At 40.0% G+C, this 20,242-nt stretch carries 16 protein-coding genes; 9 read left to right on the top strand and 7 right to left on the bottom strand.

Annotated features, from left to right (window positions below; translation table 11 throughout):
* The 4 genes from BUB93_RS10800 to BUB93_RS10785 all read right to left on the bottom strand — a co-directional run.
* A partial coding sequence (locus tag BUB93_RS10800) for a transposase (protein ID WP_200789512.1) occupies positions 1 to 290 on the bottom strand: 290 nt, incomplete at its 3' end.
* Between the two features lie 224 nt (positions 291 to 514).
* Positions 515 to 1,816 carry a sensor histidine kinase gene (locus BUB93_RS10795; protein ID WP_073272085.1) on the bottom strand — a complete coding sequence of 434 codons (1,302 nt, stop codon included), beginning with the start codon at positions 1,814 to 1,816 and terminating at the stop codon, positions 515 to 517.
* A gap of 96 nt (positions 1,817 to 1,912) precedes the next feature.
* Positions 1,913 to 2,647: a LytR/AlgR family response regulator transcription factor gene (locus BUB93_RS10790; RefSeq protein WP_073272083.1), complete on the bottom strand. Its 735-nt coding sequence runs from the start codon at positions 2,645 to 2,647 to the stop codon at positions 1,913 to 1,915.
* A gap of 214 nt (positions 2,648 to 2,861) precedes the next feature.
* A complete protein-coding gene (locus tag BUB93_RS10785) occupies positions 2,862 to 9,095 on the bottom strand; it encodes a YDG domain-containing protein (RefSeq protein ID WP_073272080.1) in 6,234 nt (2,077 codons plus the stop codon).
* Positions 9,096 to 9,656: 561 nt separating this feature from the next.
* On the opposite strand from BUB93_RS10785, the gene pdxA reads away from it, so the two are divergent.
* From pdxA to BUB93_RS10765, 5 genes are all read left to right on the top strand, one after another.
* Positions 9,657 to 10,655 carry a 4-hydroxythreonine-4-phosphate dehydrogenase PdxA gene (gene pdxA, locus BUB93_RS10780; protein WP_073272077.1) on the top strand — a complete coding sequence of 333 codons (999 nt, stop codon included), beginning with the start codon at positions 9,657 to 9,659 and terminating at the stop codon, positions 10,653 to 10,655.
* A gap of 85 nt (positions 10,656 to 10,740) precedes the next feature.
* Positions 10,741 to 10,896 carry a GntT/GntP/DsdX family permease gene (locus tag BUB93_RS11350; protein WP_143159102.1) on the top strand — a complete coding sequence of 52 codons (156 nt, stop codon included), beginning with the start codon at positions 10,741 to 10,743 and terminating at the stop codon, positions 10,894 to 10,896.
* A 6-nt stretch (positions 10,897 to 10,902) separates the two neighbouring features.
* Positions 10,903 to 11,412: an SOUL family heme-binding protein gene (locus BUB93_RS10775; RefSeq protein WP_073272074.1), complete on the top strand. Its 510-nt coding sequence runs from the start codon at positions 10,903 to 10,905 to the stop codon at positions 11,410 to 11,412.
* 529 nt (positions 11,413 to 11,941) lie between these two features.
* On the top strand, positions 11,942 to 12,391 hold the full coding sequence (locus BUB93_RS10770; RefSeq protein ID WP_073272093.1) for a hypothetical protein: 450 nt from the start codon (positions 11,942 to 11,944) through the stop codon (positions 12,389 to 12,391).
* A gap of 10 nt (positions 12,392 to 12,401) precedes the next feature.
* On the top strand, positions 12,402 to 13,421 hold the full coding sequence (locus tag BUB93_RS10765) for a type II TA system antitoxin MqsA family protein (protein ID WP_073272072.1): 1,020 nt from the start codon (positions 12,402 to 12,404) through the stop codon (positions 13,419 to 13,421).
* Between the two features lie 171 nt (positions 13,422 to 13,592).
* Here BUB93_RS10765 and BUB93_RS10760 read toward each other — a convergent pair whose 3' ends face one another.
* Both BUB93_RS10760 and BUB93_RS10755 read right to left on the bottom strand, forming a co-directional pair.
* Positions 13,593 to 14,219 carry a response regulator gene (locus tag BUB93_RS10760; RefSeq protein WP_073272069.1) on the bottom strand — a complete coding sequence of 209 codons (627 nt, stop codon included), beginning with the start codon at positions 14,217 to 14,219 and terminating at the stop codon, positions 13,593 to 13,595.
* A 26-nt stretch (positions 14,220 to 14,245) separates the two neighbouring features.
* A complete protein-coding gene (locus tag BUB93_RS10755; RefSeq protein WP_073272066.1) occupies positions 14,246 to 15,310 on the bottom strand; it encodes a sensor histidine kinase in 1,065 nt (354 codons plus the stop codon).
* Between the two features lie 163 nt (positions 15,311 to 15,473).
* Here BUB93_RS10755 and BUB93_RS10750 point away from each other — a divergent pair, with 163 nt between their 5' ends.
* Genes BUB93_RS10750 through BUB93_RS10740 form a run of 3 tightly spaced genes read left to right on the top strand, consistent with a single transcriptional unit; the run spans position 15,474 to position 18,680 of the window.
* Positions 15,474 to 16,406 carry an ABC transporter ATP-binding protein gene (locus BUB93_RS10750; protein WP_200789514.1) on the top strand — a complete coding sequence of 311 codons (933 nt, stop codon included), beginning with the start codon at positions 15,474 to 15,476 and terminating at the stop codon, positions 16,404 to 16,406.
* A gap of 11 nt (positions 16,407 to 16,417) precedes the next feature.
* On the top strand, positions 16,418 to 17,533 hold the full coding sequence (locus tag BUB93_RS10745; RefSeq protein ID WP_073272062.1) for an ABC transporter permease: 1,116 nt from the start codon (positions 16,418 to 16,420) through the stop codon (positions 17,531 to 17,533).
* Positions 17,520 to 18,680, top strand: a complete 1,161-nt coding sequence (locus BUB93_RS10740) for an ABC transporter permease (RefSeq protein WP_073272060.1) — start codon at positions 17,520 to 17,522, stop codon at positions 18,678 to 18,680. The genes BUB93_RS10745 and BUB93_RS10740 overlap by 14 nt, the downstream gene beginning before the upstream one ends.
* Positions 18,681 to 18,730: 50 nt before the next feature.
* Here the strand turns inward: BUB93_RS10740 and BUB93_RS10735 are convergent, their stop codons facing one another.
* On the bottom strand, positions 18,731 to 19,180 hold the full coding sequence (locus BUB93_RS10735) for a universal stress protein (protein ID WP_073272056.1): 450 nt from the start codon (positions 19,178 to 19,180) through the stop codon (positions 18,731 to 18,733).
* Positions 19,181 to 19,390: 210 nt separating this feature from the next.
* Here BUB93_RS10735 and BUB93_RS10730 point away from each other — a divergent pair.
* Positions 19,391 to 20,242: hypothetical protein (locus tag BUB93_RS10730; protein ID WP_073272053.1), on the top strand; the 852-nt coding region annotated here is incomplete at its 3' end.

Below are 20,242 nucleotides of genomic sequence, written 5' to 3'. Positions count from 1 at the left end.
ACATGACCGTGCCTTCTGTACTTTTTGTTGTAATACTGGGCATAGCAAAGATTGACCCCGTGCATGAACTTGGACATGTCAGATCCCCTAGGGTCTAGCTGTATGTGGACATGGGTATCCATAAGGCAGTATGAAAGTATGCTGCACTGGAATTTCTCGCAGTAAAGAGCCAGAAGCTCTAAGTATTTCACCTTGTCCTTGTAGTTTTTAAACAGGGTAAGCTCACTAATCGAGCGGCACATAACATGGTGTATGGTTTCCGGGTCTTTGATACGGGCTATGCGTGGCAAAGAAAACACTCCTTTCAAGAGAAAGTTACGAACATATGTTCTTAAAAATATTATTACATATTTATAGCATGGATGCAAGGAGAAGTTTAGTGAGGTAAATAATATATTGAAATTTAAGCTAGTAAATGGGATGATAAGGGTGTGTTTGAGATGTGAGTTGACTTAAAAAAGCGACTGTCAGTGGTGACTGACAGTCGTTTTTCCTTGTATTTAACAGTAATGGTTCAGCGGGCATTGAGTACAATTTGGGTGATGAACTTTCCCTCTATCACGGAAAAGCCTGCCGTGCCATCATACCTTTCCGCAGTGTAGAGAATACTTTTTGTCCCCGTTCCGCCCCCCGGTTTTTGTGTGACCGGCAGCTCGTCGTCAAAGAGGATATCTCTTCGGCAGGTGTTCTCCACCCGGACCCGTAACCGATGGTCCACATATTTCATCGTGACGCTTATTTTCTTTTCAATTTCTTCCGGCAAACGCAAGCACCCCTCGAGGGCATTTTCCAAAGTATTCCCAAGAACACAGGTAAGATCGATGTGATCAATTCCGATCCCATCAGGCACGCTTACATCAAATTCGGTTTTTATGTTTTCCTCCTCCGCTCTCCCGGCATAGAGGTTGATAATACTGTTTACAATAGGATTTAAACAAAACATATTGGAAAAATGGGACTCCAAAAATGCATCGATACTTGTAAGATAGTTCTTCAGGCTGTCCACATCACCACATTTAAGCAGTCCCATAATAACGGAATTATGATGACGCAGATCATGTTTTTGTTGAAATGCCAACTCCGATGTGGCTTTTTGACGAATCAGCTCCGATTCCCACAATTTCTCTTGCTGAGCCATCAGCAGCTGCCGCTTTTCCAGTTTATATTTTTCCACAATTGCATTCGCCTGAAAAAACAAGAGGTAGTATACAGCTCCAAACAGCATGTACATCGTCACAGAAATATATCTGGACCAGTCGCCGCTCTCCCAATACCAATAAGGCTCCGGATAATACAGCACCGTAATCTGCATAATTAAAAACATGAAAGGAACCAACACGGCCACCCGCCACTCTTTATCCAAGGTCTCCACAAGCATACGAAAATGGGGACGCATATATTTGAACAGCAAAGGAAGAATGATCAGATAGATCACCGTGCGGATAAGGATCCGGGCACTGACAAAAGCACTTCCGTCAAAATCCATAGACAAATTATCACTGATATAGCTGATGGATACATAGATGTTGACAAAGGTCAGAAAGCTAAAGAGGGATACGAAAAAACGATCCTTCGAGGAAATCAGATACCATGAAAGCTGGATCGCCAGAATCACAAGGATTGCAACACGATTTATCGAGTCAGGACCCCACCTATACAGTGTATAAGAAAGAAGGCTGATCCCAAAGAACATGACAATGAACCCTGCTGCTATTCTCGTTTTGACAGGTTCCCGAAACTTCATCACGGAGGATGACAACAGTGTAAACCCGATCACAGACTGCAAAAATGACAGAAATACCAGAATATAATACACTCTTATCTCCCTCCTTTTTTTGTTTTTATTCTATCACGAAAAAGATCCCTGCTCTTACATTTGGGGTAATTGCCATGATTTCAGTGAACATTGCAGCTATTCATCCCCGGAAGACATTTGATATTGCAGAAACTTCTCTTTAAGCATCGGATAGGACCGATAGGGATAGGCCAAATGTTCTCCGAAATCCAGGATAATTTCCTTCTTCTTGACCTGCCTTACATACTTCAAATTCAAGTTGATTGATACACCGCATCTCACAAAATTTTTTGTCTGAGCCAGCATTTCGAAAAGCTCAGAAGCGGTCATCCTCACCTCGACTTTTTCCCCTTGAATCGTATGGATAACCTGATAATTATTTCGTCCGGTTTCAGTAAATATAATATTTCTTGAATAAAGTCGCACAATCCCCCCAGAAGTTTTCAGTGTAATGATGTGACGCCGTTCTACCTTCAATCGTCTTAGAACCTTGTCCAACGCTGAATAAAAAGCGCTTTCCGTGTAAGGCTTAATCAGATATTGGGAAGCATCCACTTCAAAGGCATCAAGGGCATGATCCCTGGAGCTTGTAAGAAAAATGATTTCCCCTTTGTCATCAAGCTTTCGAAGCTCCCGTGCAGCTTTGGTACCAAGCATTCCGGCCATATAGACATCCAGGATATAGAGATCAAATCCTCCGCGCTCCGCCACATGGGATAAGAGCTCTAAGGGTGCCGAGAAGGTCACAATTGTTGTTTCATATCGAGGGTTCTCCCGAAGGTATGCATTAAGAAAGTCATGCACTCGCTCACATTCATGTAATTCGTCGTCACAGATTGCAATTTTAATCACCAAATCACCTTCCTTTCGAGCCAGTATCCTGTAGGCATTGCGTTTTTCTAATTATATCTTTTCGTCTAATAATAATCAATAACCGAATGAAATGAAAAAACGCGATTCCCCGCGGATAAAATTTCGAATAGAAAAACCGCCGGCAGGATCGTAAAATCGCGATACCTTTAAGCGGTTTTATCATTGATCAATCTTTCCAGACAAAGTCTGACTTTTAACTCTTCCGGCGGTTTTCAGATGCTTTCTTTTTCAGTACTGCACCACCCAAAGCGATGGATAGTAAGCCCAAAAGTAGGAATCTGCCGGTGTCGACCTCTCCGGTGCGGGGAATGTCAACCAAATCCTTCTCTTTTGGAACAGGATCTTTAGCTGGGGTCCCAATAATTCCATAATAGCTTAAGTGGTCGATGATAAATGATATGGTCTTGCCACTTACTGTACTAGGAATAATTGTAATGGTTCCGTCTTCTGCAATGTGTACAATTTGTAGATTTGTAAAGTTTGCCTGCTCATCGGTCAATGTCAGCGTGATTTTAATCATGCCCTCAGGTTGAATCGATTGGCCCTCAAGCATAAGTTTAATGTCATAAAGATCTACAATTTCCTGCCCTTCAGCTACACCCTCTACACTTAAGGCGAATTTTTGCATTATGGCTAAATCAAGTGTATCCATAACAGACCTTACAACTAGCTTGGTTCTTAAATCAAAGACTGTTCCATTTATTCCTTCCACTCTTGTTTGGGTTGGTGCATCGTATAAGAGCTCTTTTTTCAAAGCCTCTATGACTTTATCCAGTTTTAATTTAAAAGTGGAATTCACAAGTTCTTTTTGATGCCCGGTTAGCCTTTCATAAGCGTCATAGGCTTTAAAAATTGCATCCGCATCCGCTTTTGAAACCGCATTTGAATTTGGAAGATTATCGATCAGCACTTCAACCTTTGCAACTTCGTCGAGGACTTTGATGATGGTTGTGATGGAATTCATTTGATCCTTTATTTCCTGAATTTCTGCATCCGTTAAATTACTAGTCCTCTTGTCAAGAATCTTCTGCAGATCATCCATTGCTTGTTCAAGTGCAGGTTTATCTATTTTTCTAACATTCCCTTCAGTAATATCTTTCACGGGATCACATGCCTTGATCACTGCATTTTCCACCTCAAGAATTCTGTCTAGAGAATTCTCGATATCGATTTTCTTCTGCTCCATTGCCAATTTTTCACTGGCTGTCAAATTGTTTGTCCCAAGCAAATTCTTAACGATTGAAAGTGCGCTCTCAAGTTCTCCTTTGTCACTGCTTTTTACATTGTCTATTGTGAGTCCATTTGTTTTGGTATACACTTCCGACATTTTATCGCCGGTCTCTTGAATCTTGGTTAGTAGAGCATTACACTTTGCAATGATACTATGCAACTTATCAATCTGTGCCTGGGAAGCGCCGTTGTCCGTTGTTGGTAAAAGGGATTTTACATTGGACCGTACAGCTTCGATTGCCATCTTGTCACTTGACACGACGTTGTTGACTGAAAGCGAATCTATAGCCGCAGCAAGGTTTTGAATTGGTTTCATTGTTACCGTCACGGTGGTCCTGTTGCCTGCTTTGTCCGTTGCCTCAAAGTTATAAGTTTTATCTATATTTCCTGTAATCTTTTGACCGCTTTTAAATGCGTCGCCGTTTAGAGTAACAGTATCCGGATTAACATCTGTCACAGTAACTACCTGATCCACATAATAAACGGCTCCCGTTGTTATTCCCTCAATCACAGGCTTTATGGTATCAAATATGGCACCGTTGGAAGCAAAATACGTCACATTATTTGCATGGTCTGTAATCCTTACATAATAGATAAACCTTGCTGAATCCACAGCGGTTTCCGTAATCTTATACTTGTACTTTACCCATGAAGTTATGTCTTGTACCTCTTGTTCATCTAGTATATCCGTGGATTTATAATATTCTACCTTTGCAACATCACTCGTAGAATCGCTGGCACTAATTGTTATATCCACATTTTTATTGAAAAACAATCCGAATGTGATCGTGTTAATGAAGGTTTTTACGGAATTCTCATTGATTTTGATGTCCCCATCCGGTGCCCTTCGATCAACTTGTATTGTGATTGTGACTGGGGTTGATGTGTTCCCGACCTCATCCGAAGTCCATGTCTTTAACTTCCAGACCCCATCATGATCGATCGTCGGTTGAGCAATAAGCTTTGTACCACTATTCGGCTCAGAATTATCAACTTCCGCTGAGGTGTTCCATAGCTTGTAGTACGTGGTTTCCGGAGAAGTTCCTTCAATATGGTCCGCCGGTGTGATTTCGATTACCGGGTATTCCTTATACCAGCCTGTGTCCGGATCATTTCCGTTGAGCCTAATCGACGGGTCTTCTGGATTTGTTTTGTCAATTTTTGTAATAATAATCTCTGAGGAATAACTTTGGATATTCCCGGCTGTATCTCTTATTCTGATCGTTTCTGCTTCGATTGTCTGATTTTCATTGTATACTTTCGTATCCTCTGTCTGCCAGGTTGCTCCGCCGTCAAAGCTATAGGCAGCTTCAGCAAGGCCACTTCCACTATCACTGGCAGTTACTGTCAGGGTGACGTCCGTGTTTTGCCATGCGGTAGCATTTCCGGTTACACTTTCGATAACCGGTAGATCGGTATCAATTTTTGATATGGATATGGTCTTTCTTTCCGCAGTATTAGATGCGTTATCAACTGCATCAATGGTGTAGTTTCCATTACCTGTGGTCTCAAAGGTATAGGTGGTTATGTCATTTACCGTATCACCCTCTATTGAAGTGATTTCCGTCTCGCCATTTTTAACAGTCACACTTGCTATTCCGCTTCCATTTTCAGATACGGTAAAGGTCATTATCTGCTGTTCCCTTATCCAGTTTTCAGGCATACCCGTTGGTGTGCTTATCACAGGCACTGTTTTATCTACCTTTACATCGTATACAACACTCTCATTGGAAAGTCCTGCTCCCGAAATCGCCTTAAACTGATAGGTTGTATCCGTATCGGTAGAAATAGTCAGTGTACTTGATGATGCATCCCAAGCCTCTCCAAGAGTTGTTATATCTACATAGTCATTACTTCCTTTGCTAACCTGATAACTTGTTCCTGATAACTGTGCAGTGTCGTTTCCAAGGGTAAAGGTTACATTTTCATTAGTCCAATCTCCGCTTTTATATGGAACTACTGATATTTGCGGTGTCATCGTGTCAAGCTTTATTGCGAAGTCTTGAACACTACTTTGTAATCCGCTATTGGAAATCGCTCTGAATTGATATGTTTCATTTTGATTGTCACTTACGGTTAATGATGCTTCTATTGCATTATATGGAGTTGAGTAAGTTGCATCGGTCTTGTCTGTTGTGTTCATATCAAACCAGTTAACTCCATTATCATTGGAATACTGATATTTTGCAATGCCACTATCCGCCTTACTGCTTGAGACGGTGGCTAGAATGTCACTTGCGCTCCAGGTGCCTGTTGTATGTGAGCCGTTGTTTGAAGTCGCTGATACCCGAGGTGTAGTTGGTGCGGCATTATCAACCGCCATGTATTCAAAACTGATCGAATCGCTTACATTCCCTGACATATCGGTTGCAGTGACAGTAAAGTTACCAACAAACTGTGGAGCTATATTGAAAGTAAAGCTCTCACCGGATTTATTTACCCGGATACTCTCTTTTGATGGTGTTCCGTTAAAGGACACATCGAAATGATTAACACCGCTGGTTGCATCAGTTGCTTCCAGAGTAACTGTTGTTGTTTCATTAAAGAACAATCCAAAAGTTACTGTGTTTAAAAACTTAAACAATGTGCTGGAACCGTACGTCGCTTTTAGATCAGCTGGATCGGTTAGATCAACTTTATAATTAAATGTTTTGCTCGTAGAAATTGCCTCGCTATCGTTACCGGTATTCCTTCGTAAATAGTATGTTGCTGATTTTTCTATACCGTCATTATCGTCAAGGGTGATCGTATCCGCCCAAGTGTTATCTGTTACGGTATTACTGATGCTGATATGATATCCATCCGGTGCACTTAAAATAGGTGTAGTAGTAAACCAATCGTTTTCACCATCTGGTGTTGCTGTAGCCACAGCAGTAGTCGTATATTCTTTTATTTCAAAGTCTTTTTGTGAATCAAATTCAAGCTGATAATTTGATGCGATCAATGGTTCATTGTTATCAAGTTTAAGTGTTCCTAATTTGATTGTATAATCATTTGCAATACTCTCACCTGGATCACGAGCAAGATTTCCTGTGAATGCAGGCGTTTCGGTTCCAACGGCACCCTTTGCTGAATAGGTCAGTGGTGGATCACTTTGTCCATAAAATTTAGATTGCCCGCTCTCAGGTGTCACTGTTATGGTTGCAGGTGTGATTTTTGCGGAGGTGGTTGTTTGTTGCCCTGTTGTGGCAAGCTCATAATTTTCTACGCTTGTTCCACTTAGTTGAAATCCTGAAAGATCGATCTGTATCGCATCGCTTTGAACATTTTTGCTTGTATAGGTTCCTGTTGCTGTTATGGAAAGGGAATCATTTTCAAGCAAACGATCAAAAATTATCTCTGTGAAATCTAGTGTCGCTGTCTTATTTCCATCATAGGTTTTGTCCAATCCAGTGATTCCGCTGACGGTTACTTTTCTTGGTGTAATATTCGCGGTTGTACTTGCAGGCTGAGCTGTAAGTGTATAGTTCCCAGCGTGATTACCAGATAATGCGAAACCTTCAAAAATCACTACCTTAGCAGTTCCTGCATCTGCATTTGAAAAGGTTGCTGTTGCATTTGAACCATCAATACTGACTGCATCCCCGTTTATAACCCCACTAATGGATGCGCTATCATTAATTATTGTTGCAGTATCTTCCCCATCGTATTCTTTGTAGCTTGCACTTATTCCTGTTATCGTTACAGGTTTTTGAGAAACAATTATTTTTACCGAAGCTTCGTCTGAGTCATTAAAATTATTATCGCCTAGTCTTTTTACATAAACAATAGCTTCCCCTGCACCGGTAATCGTTACTTCATTGCCCGATACGGTAACAGTATCACTATTACTGCTGCGGTAGTTATAATTTCCTGTTCCGGAACCACCGGAAACAGCAGGTAAGGTGAAGGAAGAATCCCCATAAGTTTTTTCTATATCATTGGTATCGTCAAAAGTTACCTCCGATTGTGTTCCTTTTGAAACCGTAAAGCTAGAAACAGATGAGGATACAGACTCGTTATTTTCATCTTTATCAAAAACTGCTCTATAGTTATAGGTAGCAGCACTAGGACTATTTACAGTATAGGTAGCTTCTCCGCTTGCATCGGTGTTGGCCCAGCCAAGTAAGGTATCACCATTATAAAATTTTATCAATTTGCCAGAAAGCCTATCGGCTCCTGTCAAGGTTGCAGTCAAGGTTACATCAGCCGGATGTTCGGCGGATGTTGGTGTTATCGAAATTGATAAAGACGGGGTATATATAGTGGTTATTATGATTTCTTTAGAAGCTTGAATGCTAATTGGGATATCGTTTGGCATTCCTCCATACTCAACAATATAGCTAGTAACCGATGTATTATCCTTTGCATAATCATTCCATTTCCCATGATTATTTCCTTTTCCAAATATGTGTGCTACATCTTCGATACCATTCCAATTATTTGGTTCTCCGGTAGCCCAGTTACTATAGCTATTATTATAAGCACTATTTGGAAGTCGCCCTCGATTAGCACTATTATCATATCCCGACCAAAACTTCAATCCTTTCCCATTATCCTCCGTCCCTTCCGGTCCGGTGACCCATCTCCAATCACCATTAGGATGGTTAATATCTTGTGCGCCAATCCATCCAAGAGCCTCTGTCTTACTACGAACAAATTCATTTTCTTCAGCGTTTGTGATCGTCACAAGATATCCTTCTCTTCCAAAAAAGCTTCGCCTTTCTGCTGCATTTTTAGCATCAGTCCATGTAATTCTGCTTCCATGATTTATATACTCATAAAAATGTCCTTCAAAATATAAGCTGCTCCCCAACACAAAGTCGATGGTACGGTTTTCTTTATTGGAAGTTGTAGAGAAAGCTACACTCCGTAAAGCAGCTTGATAATTCGCCGGTGTTGTTGTTCCACTTAAACTCAAAATCCCGGTAACAGAAGAGTAAGTACCGGTAATTCCGTATGCATTTGAGAAATGCAAGCGATCACCATCTTGAACATCACGGATCATAACATTCGCTCCGGAAATATTTTCACTAATACTCTCGATTGTAAGATTAGAATCAATAATTACCTCCTCACCATTTTTATTGTAGCTGGTCGTTCCTCCTGAAGTTTGTAGTCCATTTGCAGGAGAAGCACTTGTTAATATACCCCCTACCGGTAGCATTGCCGTAATCATACTTAATACTAGAATAATGCTAATAATTCGTTTTTTCATCTTTTTTCCGCCTCCTAATGTCATTGCTTTATAAATTGAGATAAGATCATCATTACTATCCATTTCGTTTTAATTTTAGCATAAATCCGAGAGGGCATTCGATTTTGGGTTAATTGCCATCATTTTTGGGGTAATTGCGGATTAATCATAAAAAAGCACCTCGTATTTGAGATGCTTATCCATCAATTTCTTCCGAACTTTAGCTAGCTGGTCTTCAGTGAGTTGCTCAGTGCGTTGGATTGAAGGGATAAAAAAAGGGATAAAAGGGGACACTTCCCAGCTATACGTCAAAACTGATGCTAAGGGTGCGTAAAAGCATCCTTAGCCTTGGATAACATGATTAATAATTAAGCATGATGGGTTAAAAGCAGGCAGTAAAAATGAAATGATCGCAACAAAACCAGTCCACCGGTATGGAGGATTGTAGAAGTTTATCAGAGTAAATGATATGTTGTAATCAGAGTGAATAAATGGGATAATAAGGGTGTGTTTGAGAACTGTACCGATTCTAGTTCAAATGAATATCATATAAATATTGACTAAAGGGAAGGGGTTTTATAAATGAAACGAGCAGTTGTAGGAATACCAATGGGTGATCCAGCGGGAGTCGGTCCCGAAATTATAGTAAAGGCTTTAACGGTCAAAGAAATTCACCAGAATTCGAAAGTCGTCGTGATAGGTGATAAGGAAACGATCAAACAAGCTATGGAGATATGCAACATTGATTTACAGATTAATGTCATACAAGATGTTGAAGAGGGGGAGTACAAGGCAGGAATTCTTAATTTAATAGATCTGAACAATGTAGATATAGAAAAGCTGGAATTTGGTAAGGTGCAAGCCATGGCGGGTAGGGCTGCATTTGATTATATTAAGCATTCTGTAGAACTGGCATCAGCTGGAAAAATAGATGTACTTGCCACAACACCTATTAACAAAGAAGCACTAAAGGCGGGAGAAATCAATTACATTGGACATACTGAGATGCTGGCAGATTTAACAAATACACATGATCCATTAACAATGTTCGAAGTATTTAACTTAAGGGTATTTTTCTTATCTCGTCACGTCTCTCTCAAGAAAGCCTGTGATATGGTCACAAAGGAACGGGTACTGGAGTATATCGAAAGATGCCATGTAGCATTAGAAAGACTAGGAATCAAAGGGGGAAAACTAGCCATTGCTGGATTGAATCCCCATAGTGGTGAACATGGACTTTTTGGACGAGAAGAAGTTGACGAAATTCAACCGGCCATTGAAGAAGCACAGAAAAGAGGGTTTAATGTTGTGGGACCAGTGCCTGCTGATTCTGTTTTTCACTTTGGATTAAAGGGCAGTTATGATGCAGTCTTGTCTCTATACCATGATCAGGGACATATTGCAACAAAGATGGTTGATTTTGAAAGAACAATATCTCTGACTAATAACATGCCGTTTTTAAGAACCTCTGTAGATCATGGTACAGCCTTTGATATAGCTGGAACAGGCAAGGTGAGTGCTGCAAGTATGATTGAGGCAATCAAAGTAGCAGCAAAGTATGGGCCTCATTTTAGAAAATAGTATCATGATTAGGCTTTGGGGGTGTAAGACCTCCTAAGCTTCTCACAAAATAGAAAACGTTTTCAAATAAGAAAGGGAATTTAAAATGGACTTAGCAGTTTCAGGAGGTCAAATGATTTTTGGGTTAGTATTAGGTATTGCCCTGCTAATTTTATTGATTTTAAAGACAAAGATACATGCGTTTTTAGCGTTAATCATCCCAGCATCAGTTCAAATATATATGAACCAAGGAAAGAAGTGATGGCATATGGGCGCATATGAAACACCTGACTATAAGTTGATCTCCAAAGAGAATGAATTCGAGATTCGTGAGTATTCTGATTTCTACATTGTAGAATATGATAACAAGATGGATCAGTACAGTGACAATGGGTTTGGTACCTTGTTTAGTTACATCAGTCAAGACAATCAGGATCAAGCCAAGATCAAGATGACTATACCGGTGTTTGAAGAAGTCACCAGTAAAGGACAGAAGATGGCTTTTGTGGTGCCCAGTGCTCATTGGGACAAGATTCCCAAGCCAAATAATCCTTTGCTTAGTATCAAGAAGTTTGAAAAAGGTTCTTTTGCAGTTATAAGATATAGTGGCACTTCAGGGAAAGCGAAGGAACAAAAGATGATGGACAATTTGATGGCTTGGGTGGATGCTCAGGGTTATCGAAAAGAGTCTAATTTCATGCTGGCATTCTATAACCCACCATTTATTCCACCCATGTTCAGGCGTAATGAGATCATGGTTAGAGTATCTAGGGAATAAAAGGGGATACTTCCCAACTATCCGTAAAAACTGATGCTAAGGGTGCGTAAAAGCATCCTTAATCTTAGGCAGCATGATTAATAATTAAGCATGATGGGTTATAAACAGGCAGTAAAAATGAAATGTAAAGAATAAAAGGGGACACTTCCCAACTAATTGGCAATATCCACATCAGCATAGTTGAGAAGTGTTCCTGTTAACTGCTAATTGAACGGCACATAACATGGTGGATGGTTTCCGGGTCTTTGATACGGGCTATGCGAGGCAAAGAAAACACTCCTTTCGAGGGAATGAAAGAACAGGTGTTCTTAAAACGTTATTACATATTTATAGAATGGATGCAACAAGAAGTTTAGTGGAGTAAATAATATGTTGTAAATTAAGCGAATAAATGGAATAATGGTTGTATATTTGAGAACTGTCTCTATACTTGCTCTACAATATAAGTTAAGAGATTGTATAGAATAGCTTGTGGTATCAAATGATACCAAAAATATTGACCATACCCATGGGGAGTGTTATAATAAAGATGAGCCAGACGATAGAGAAGAAAAGGAAAGAATCTAAAATTGAAGTACAAACCTATTTAGATAGGCTAATATACGCAATTCAGAGCGAATCTGTGACAATTAACTTTCAAAAAGACAGAAATGTTGATCAGGGTCGTAATAAGAAATATACAAATAGATATACGATGGGACAATTGTTTCCAGATGAAGATGAGGTAGAAGCATTAAAAAGAGAGCTGTCACTTCTTACAGTCGAGGAATATATTGAAACAGTGAAGGACACAAGATTTCCTAAACGGAGTGACATGCGAGTCTTTGGGAAACAATATTCTGGAGATGACGTGTACATTAAGATACGAGTGGAGCTGGTAAGCACAATGGCCAGTGGAAACAATTTTATAATGGTCATGTCATTCCATTACTCAGAGTGGGATTTCAAAGGAAGTAGCTTTCCATATAAGAAAGTTTGAGGTGAAAAAAATGAAAACAATTAAAAATGAAAAGAAATTATGCCTCATCTGTATGGAAGAGCATGAAGTGCAAACCGTTATCATAGAGGATACAGAAGAGTTCAAAGGTGAGGAAGTGTCCTTTGATGCAATATATGAGTATTGTGCTCATGCAGATGAATATCTTGAAACAGAAGATATGATCAAGTCAAATAGCCTGGCAATGAAAGATGTTTATAGAAAAAAAGTAGGTCTATTAACTTCTAAAGAAATCATTGCCATCAGAGATAAGTTTGAAGTAAGTCAAAAGGATTTTTCAGAAATCTTGGATTGGGGGAGAGCTACAATTACAAGATATGAAAACCATCAAATACAGGATCGTGCTCATGACGATGTACTAAGAAAAATCGATTCTGACCCTAAATGGTTCCTTCAAATGTTAACTAGAGCTAAAGGGGAAATCTCCGATAAAGCTTATAAAAAATATCATAAAGCCGCAAGCTCAGAATTCAGAAGAATGAAAAACCGTTATTTAATGGATTCGATTCAAGCGCTTTATGCAAATTTTGGTGATGACATCATAACAGGCGGAGTAGAGCTGAATTTGAATAAGGTGATTGAAATCATCAATTATTATGCTTTGAAAGTTTCTAGCCTCCACAAAGTTAAGTTAATGAAGATGCTGTGGTATGGAGATAATGTAAGCTACAAAAGAAGAGGAAGATCTATCACCGGCTTAGTGTATAGTGCTTTGCCTATGGGTGCAGTGCCGGAAGGATATGAACAAATTTTAGATTTGGATGGCATCGAATTTGAAACGGTTCTGTATGATTTCGATCGTATGGGTTATAAGTTTCATCCAGTTGAAGGTTTTCATATTAAAGAATTAACTCCTGAAGAAATTGAAATTTTGGATACAGTCATTGCTGAGGTTGGCCATTTAAACGCCCAAGAGACCATAGACAAAATGCACGATGAAGATGCCTACAAATGTACAGAAAGGAATTGCATCATTCCTTTTTCCCATGCAGCGAAGCTTTCAATTCATTAAATCAATTTAGCTCATCATATTGTGGTGGGCTTTATTCTTAATAAAAGGGGACACTTCCCAACTAATTGGCAATATCCACATCAGCATAATTGAGAAGTGTCCCTTTTGATTGAGAAGTGTCCCTTTTGACTCATCTTGACTCAAAAGTTTATACTCTCAGCTGCAAAGACTTTACGCCAAATGATTAAAGTAAAATATAGCCAGCTGGGTTCTGTCTCGGAGCTTAAGTTTTTCAAGGATAATGCTTATATAATTCCTGACGGTACCTTCGCTTAAGAATAGCTCTTTTGCTATTTCCTTGTTGGACAGGCCCTTTGACACCAAGGTTATTATTTCATATTCCTTGTCTAAGATGCCGTGATCACTGTAATTGCATTTTTTATGGTTGTTGGACATCACTGAAGGCAGCTTGCTTGTGATCTCCTCTCCAAAGACATTCTGTCCCGAATAGACGGAGCTAAGGGCGGGGATTATGCTGTTGTAGTGCTGCTTTAAAAGATAGCCCTTAGCGCCAATCTTTAGAGCTTTTATTATGTACTCGTCATCTGCAAAAGTGGTCAAGAAAAGGATTTTTGCCTTAGGATAAGCTTTAAGTATCTTTTCAGCAGCTTCCAGTCCGCTCATTTCTCCCATCCTGATGTCCATCAATAGGATGTCAGGATGATGGATATCATAAAGAGCTATAGCATCCTCTCCGCAATCGGCTGTTGCCAAAACATTGAAATTTTCATTCGATTCTATAATAGTCTTTAGAGATGATGAGACGAGCTTATCGTCATCAACTATGATTATATTCATAATATGCCCCCCTGTTTGAGTTGAATCTAAGATTTCATAAACGAAATAAATATCTTAAAACCTTTTGACTGATCGAAGTTTATGATTCCATCTAGCGACGAAACCCTTTGCTTTATGCTTTCTATGCCCATGCCTGTAGCAGCTCCAAGATCTGATTTCTTGCTTCCGTTATCGTATATAATAAGCTGAAACAGCTTTGGATGTTCATATAGGCTGATGGAGACAAAGTCACCATCTGAATGCTTCATGACATTTGAAAGTGCCTCCTTGATTATGGCGATGATCGAGTATTTTGCCTTTGCCGGCATATCTCCGGTGATATCGTAGCTTAGCTTCACCTTGCAATAGGTGAAGTTTTTTATTATCCTATCTATTTCTGCGTAGAGGTCAATGGAATTATCGTGCAGGTTATGAACGCTGTCTCGGATGGAATTCATCCCTGCATTTAAGGTGTCCTTGACTGCTTCAAGGCTTTTGATGGTATTTTCCTCTTTGCTGACAGCCATGATAGCCCCGATTTGAAGTATAGAGCTGGAGAGAAGATGCCCCACGTTGTCGTGTATTTCCCGGGCAATTCTGTTTCTCTCGTTAAGAGTAGCGAAATTTACATCTATATCCTGCTTAATGACCAGCTCGTTGATTTTTTCCTCAAGAGACAAGGAAACTTCAGTCAGGTAATCCCTTTGGTCTATATAGTCTTGCCTTAGATTATTCTCGTTTATGGCTCGCGCTTTCAAAAGAAAGACGATTATAAACACGATAATAAGCGTATAGACCGATGAAGATGAAAGGCTATTAAAATGCAGGGCATATGGAATAAGGGCCATTAGGGTAAGGGTTTGGCCTTCGGTCTTAAAAAGGTCGTAGGCCATAAGGGGCAAGAAAAATACGAACTGCAGAAACGCTGCAGATAATAACGCATAGGCCACAAACAGCAGCTTTGATAATTTTTCGTTGTTGAAATACTCCATTAGCCCGCTGGCGGCGATTGCTATGGAAATGGCTATGATGGCCTCGTATGGATCATGCTCCAGCAGAAGCATCCCTGCCGAGCCTATAAATATTATCAGTTTGTTTAAAATATTACCCATGGCACGCTCCACTAGAATGATTTGTTTTAATTATAGCATAGCAGATTTGGTTATGAAATTGAATATGACAATTGTCATGTTCTATTGATGACAGTTGACACTGCCTTTTGTTTATATCTTAGGCTACAATAAGACTATAAAGAAAGGAAAGGATTGATAAATGATGATAGTTAAAATTGAAAACCTGGTAAAAAGATATGGAGACCTCATCGCTTTGGACCATTTGAATATTGAAATCGAAGAAGGAGAGATTTTCGGTTTATTGGGGCCAAACGGCTCCGGCAAGACGACTGCGATAAACTGCCTTTTGTCTCTTCTTAAATACGACAAGGGGACTATAGAGGTATTTGGCAAGGAGATGACTCCATCAGCCTACGACATAAAACGAGACATAGGAATCGTGATGCAAAACGTAGCGGTTTTTGATGAACTAAACGTCTATGAAAATATCGATTATTTTTGCGGCTTATATATAACGGATAAGAACAAGCGAAAAGAGCTGGTTGAAGAAGCGATCGAAGCTGTTGGGCTAAAAGACTTTGTCAAGTTCAGACCCAAAAAGCTCAGCGGCGGACTCCTAAGAAGGCTAAACATCGCTTGCGGAATAGCTCACAAGCCTAAGCTTATAATACTGGATGAGCCTACAGTAGCAGTAGATCCTCAAAGCAGGAACAACATCCTGGAAGGCATAAAAAAACTGAATGCTCAAGGCGCGACGATAATTTATACATCCCACTACATGGAGGAAATAGAGCAGCTTTGTTCAAGACTGGTCATATTAGATAAGGGAAAGATAATCGCTGCCGGAACCAAGGAAGAAGTAAAATCCATGATATCCCTTGGAGAAAAGATTGTGGTGGAAACCTTCAATTTAAGTGATGAACATCTGCATATGATAAATGAAATGCCAAACGTTATAGACGCAGAGCTTAGAGACAACGTGCTGACTGTCAGACAAAAAAATGGCGTCAGCAACCTGGTGAACCTGATGAGCTTCATTGCAGATTATGATATCAGCTACGGAAAGATATACTCAGAGCTGCCCACATTAAATGACGTATTCTTAGAAATAACCGGCAAGGAACTTAGAGATTAAGGAGGTGCGATATGTCATTTCACATATTCAAATACAGCTTTAGATCCATGGTAAAAGACAAGATGGCACTGTTTTGGATGCTGTTCTTTCCCATAATATTAGCTACTTTTTTCAACCTGGCTTTTCAAAACTTAACAACCGGAGAAGGGTTTCAAAAAGTAAACATCGCATTGACGACAGAAAATGAGATGCCCATGGGCCTAGAAGATGCCATGAAAGATAGCGGGCTTTTCCAGATATATTACCTGACAGAAAATCAGGCCAAGGAACAGCTCTCAGAAAACAGCATCTCAGGTTATATAAAAAATGACGGCGGGCTTGAGATGAAGATACTTAACTCCGGGATAAACCAATCAATATCCAAAGTTTTTTTAGACAACTACCTGCAAGTCTCCACGACTATTTACACAATAATAGAAGGGAATCCGGAAATATTGCAGACAGATTTTTTAGAAAACATCGCTTATAGCGAAGGGCACTTGGAAAAAACGCCTGTAAATAATTCGATGAATCCTATAGTGATATACTTTTATGCTCTATTGGCCATGACTTGCCTGTTCTCTGCAATTGCAGGCTGTTACAGTACGGCGCTTATTCAGGCTAACCAGTCTCCGGTGGCGGCCAGGATAAATATTGCGCCTACCCACAAGCTAAAAGCTTTTGTCTCCATGACTGCTGCGACTATATTGTTTCAGATGTCATCGGCCATGATACTCATCGCCTACATTACCCAAATACTTAAGGTGGAGTTTGGAGACAAGATTCTTCACATAGTAGCTTTGTGCCTGGTAGGATGTTTTACCGGAACGATGTTTGGTACACTGTTTGGGGCATTTACCAAATTCAAGTCAGATATCAAGGACATGCTCATATCAAACATAGTAGTCATAATGTGCTTTTTTTCCGGACTTATGGTCCTTCAAATGAAATATATCGTCCAGCAAAATGCGCCTATCATCGGATATATAAATCCTGCGAATCTGATAACCGACGGATTGTATGCGCTTTACTATTACGATACATTCGAAAGGTACTATTTTAATATAGGATTGTTGGCATTTTGGGGAGTAGTATATTGTGCTATCAGCATATTGGTATTAAGGAGGCAGAAATATGCAAGTATTTAAACTGTTTTATAAGATTGTTCCTAGAAAATTTCTGGCAGTTTTCATTATATACACTATAATCTTTGTTGGGCTGATGATGTTTTTTTCTGGAAGCGCCGGGACCCAGGTAGAAGACGCCTTTCAAATATCGAAGGTACGGGTCTCGATAATAAATGAGGACAGAACAGTCCTGGCTAACGGCCTTGAAGATTATCTTAAAAGCGTAGCAAGGCCTGTAGAAATAGATAGCGACGAGGACAGCATCAAAGATGCGCTGTTTTTTAGAGATACAGAGTTTATTGTAACTATACCTGAAGGGTTCCAAGAGGGTTTTGCCTCAGAGGGATATCAAAAAATCAGCACATTGTCAGTGCCGGATTCAACAAGCGCCCAGTATGCAAAAACCATAATTGAAAGCTACTTAAATACTGCCAGGCTTTATATGATGGCATATCCCAATATGCCTATCGAAGAAATAAATCAGCGCATAGCCAGCGACATTTCGGTGGAGGCCGACGTTTCTTTCCTGGACAGCGCAACAGGTGACAGCATGTCCGGGCTGAATCTTTACTTCAACTTTTTATCCTACATAATGATAGCGATGCTGATCTCAATGGTCGGGCGGATAATGTTGATATTCAACAACAAAGAGATAAAAATGCGCAACTACTGTGCTCCCATCAGCACTAAGCGCTATAACTACCAGTTGATCTTAAGCAACCTGCTTATAGCTCTTGTGATATGGATTATATTTGCTGTTATGGCCTTTGTCATAAACGGAAATTCAATAAGTCAGCCAGGATCGATGCTGTTTGTGCTAAACTCCTTCGTGCTGACGGTGCTTTGTCTGAGCATAAGCTTCTTTGTATCAAGCTTTGCAACTAAAAATTCAATAGACCCATTAGGAAATGTGTTTTCCCTGGGATTGTCCTTTTTAGGAGGATCATTCGTACCGCAAGCTCTTCTTAGCGACCAACTAAAAATTATGGGTACGTTCAATCCAATCTTCTGGTACGTAAGGGTAAATGACACTATAGGAGGAATGAATGGAGCTGTGGGCTCATCTCTAGAGACTATAATTTATGGAATGCTGGTCCAGCTGGCCTTTGCGGTTGCGTTCTTGGCGATAGCGCTGGTTATAATCAAGCAGAAGAGATATTCTCTGTAAACATTAATCCATTAAATAAAGCTCCGGCCGTGGCCGGAGCTTTAAATCTGTCATTTAACAAGGAGAACGGGTTTAGTGACCTGGTGGATCACTTTGTTAGCTACGCTCCCTAGGAGAGCTCCCCGTATTCCTTTTGCGCCAAGTCCATTGGAACCAAGAACGACTAGGTCTACGTCATTTTCTTCGGCATAGTCGACTATGGATGAAGCGACATTTCCTTTAAGGGAAACCGTTTCTACCATGTCGAACATGTCTTCGAATTTTTTCTTGGACTCCTCCAATAAGATGGCACTTTCTTTGTCGCCTTCTGCCAAGATATTTTCAATAGTAGCAGTTATATCGTGGAATACTGAGGGGTCGGAAGGGTAATTTGAAAAATTTAAGTCTCTTACGTGAAGTAAAATGATCTTGCTTCCAAAAAATTTGGCAATTTCTTTTCCTTTTTCGATAGCAAGGCTGGAAAATTCGGATCCATCAATCGGAATTAAAACTTTTTTCATAAAAAATAACCTCCTCTAAATATACTTCTCCTTCTTTTACTACCCTATTGTCATCCTAAGTAAACAAAAACCTACCCTTTAAGGGTGGGTGTTTAGTTTTATATCGGCTTAACTACACGTTTTGAGTGAAGGAATCTTTTGAAAATTGAAATAAAATTAGTCCTGGGACTAACGAGAGGTTTAAATGAATAAAGAAAGGCGGGATAGCGAATGATTTCTTTTGGACAAAAGAAAATCTGGATGTTTTTTGTGTTTGTAATTGTGTGTGCTTTTTTAAGCATAAATATTTTTACTCTAGCATCAGCAACGGAGTATGCCCATACAATTGATGACGATATTGTTCTTGCAAGCGATATGGTAGTCGACGGAAATTTAAAGATAAACTCAGGCAAAACAGTGAATCTAAATGGCCATACCCTACAGGTAAAGGGCAACTTAGATCAGGAGGGGCATATTATCGTTGGCAGAGGAAATGTCTTAGTGGAGGCAGACTATAACCTTTGGGGAAGTGCAACGCTGAATATGAACCACGAAAGTGACATGATATTCGTAGGCGGGGACTTTTACGTAAGAAGCACTGCCGCTCATGTTGACAGGTTGACAGATGGGGTCATTGAGTTTAAGGGAAACTTCACCCAAAGAAGAGTAACTTACGGTGCCTACACAAACTTCCAGGCAACGGGAAACCACTTGGTGGTCTTCTCCGGTGATGGGGAACAAGTGGTGGATATGGGAAGCGGCTTGGTCAATCAATCCAGGTTTAACAATATAGATGTAAAAAGTACAGGCAATGTAGATTTTGCAACGGTTGCCCAGTTTGTGGGAAACATTAAATTTACTACTGACAACTTCACAGGAAGGCTCACCCCGGCAGGAGAAGAAGCGACCGTAACAGGTGGCGTCTGGCCCGGAGACTTAACTACAAATGAAAGCTTCAAGCTATTGCATGACATGGATATAAAAGGGAATCTAAGCATTCCGGTTAACAGCGCCATAGATATAAACGGCAAGACCGTTAAGGTAGACGGGGATTATGTCCAGACAAGCGGCGAGGTTATCTTA

The organism is Alkalibacter saccharofermentans DSM 14828 (assembly GCF_900128885.1).
In the GTDB taxonomy this organism is placed as follows: Bacteria; Bacillota; Clostridia; order Eubacteriales; family Alkalibacteraceae; genus Alkalibacter; species Alkalibacter saccharofermentans.
The sequence above is the reverse complement of the archived record's forward strand: the minus strand, read 5'-3'. Positions and strand labels throughout refer to the sequence as shown.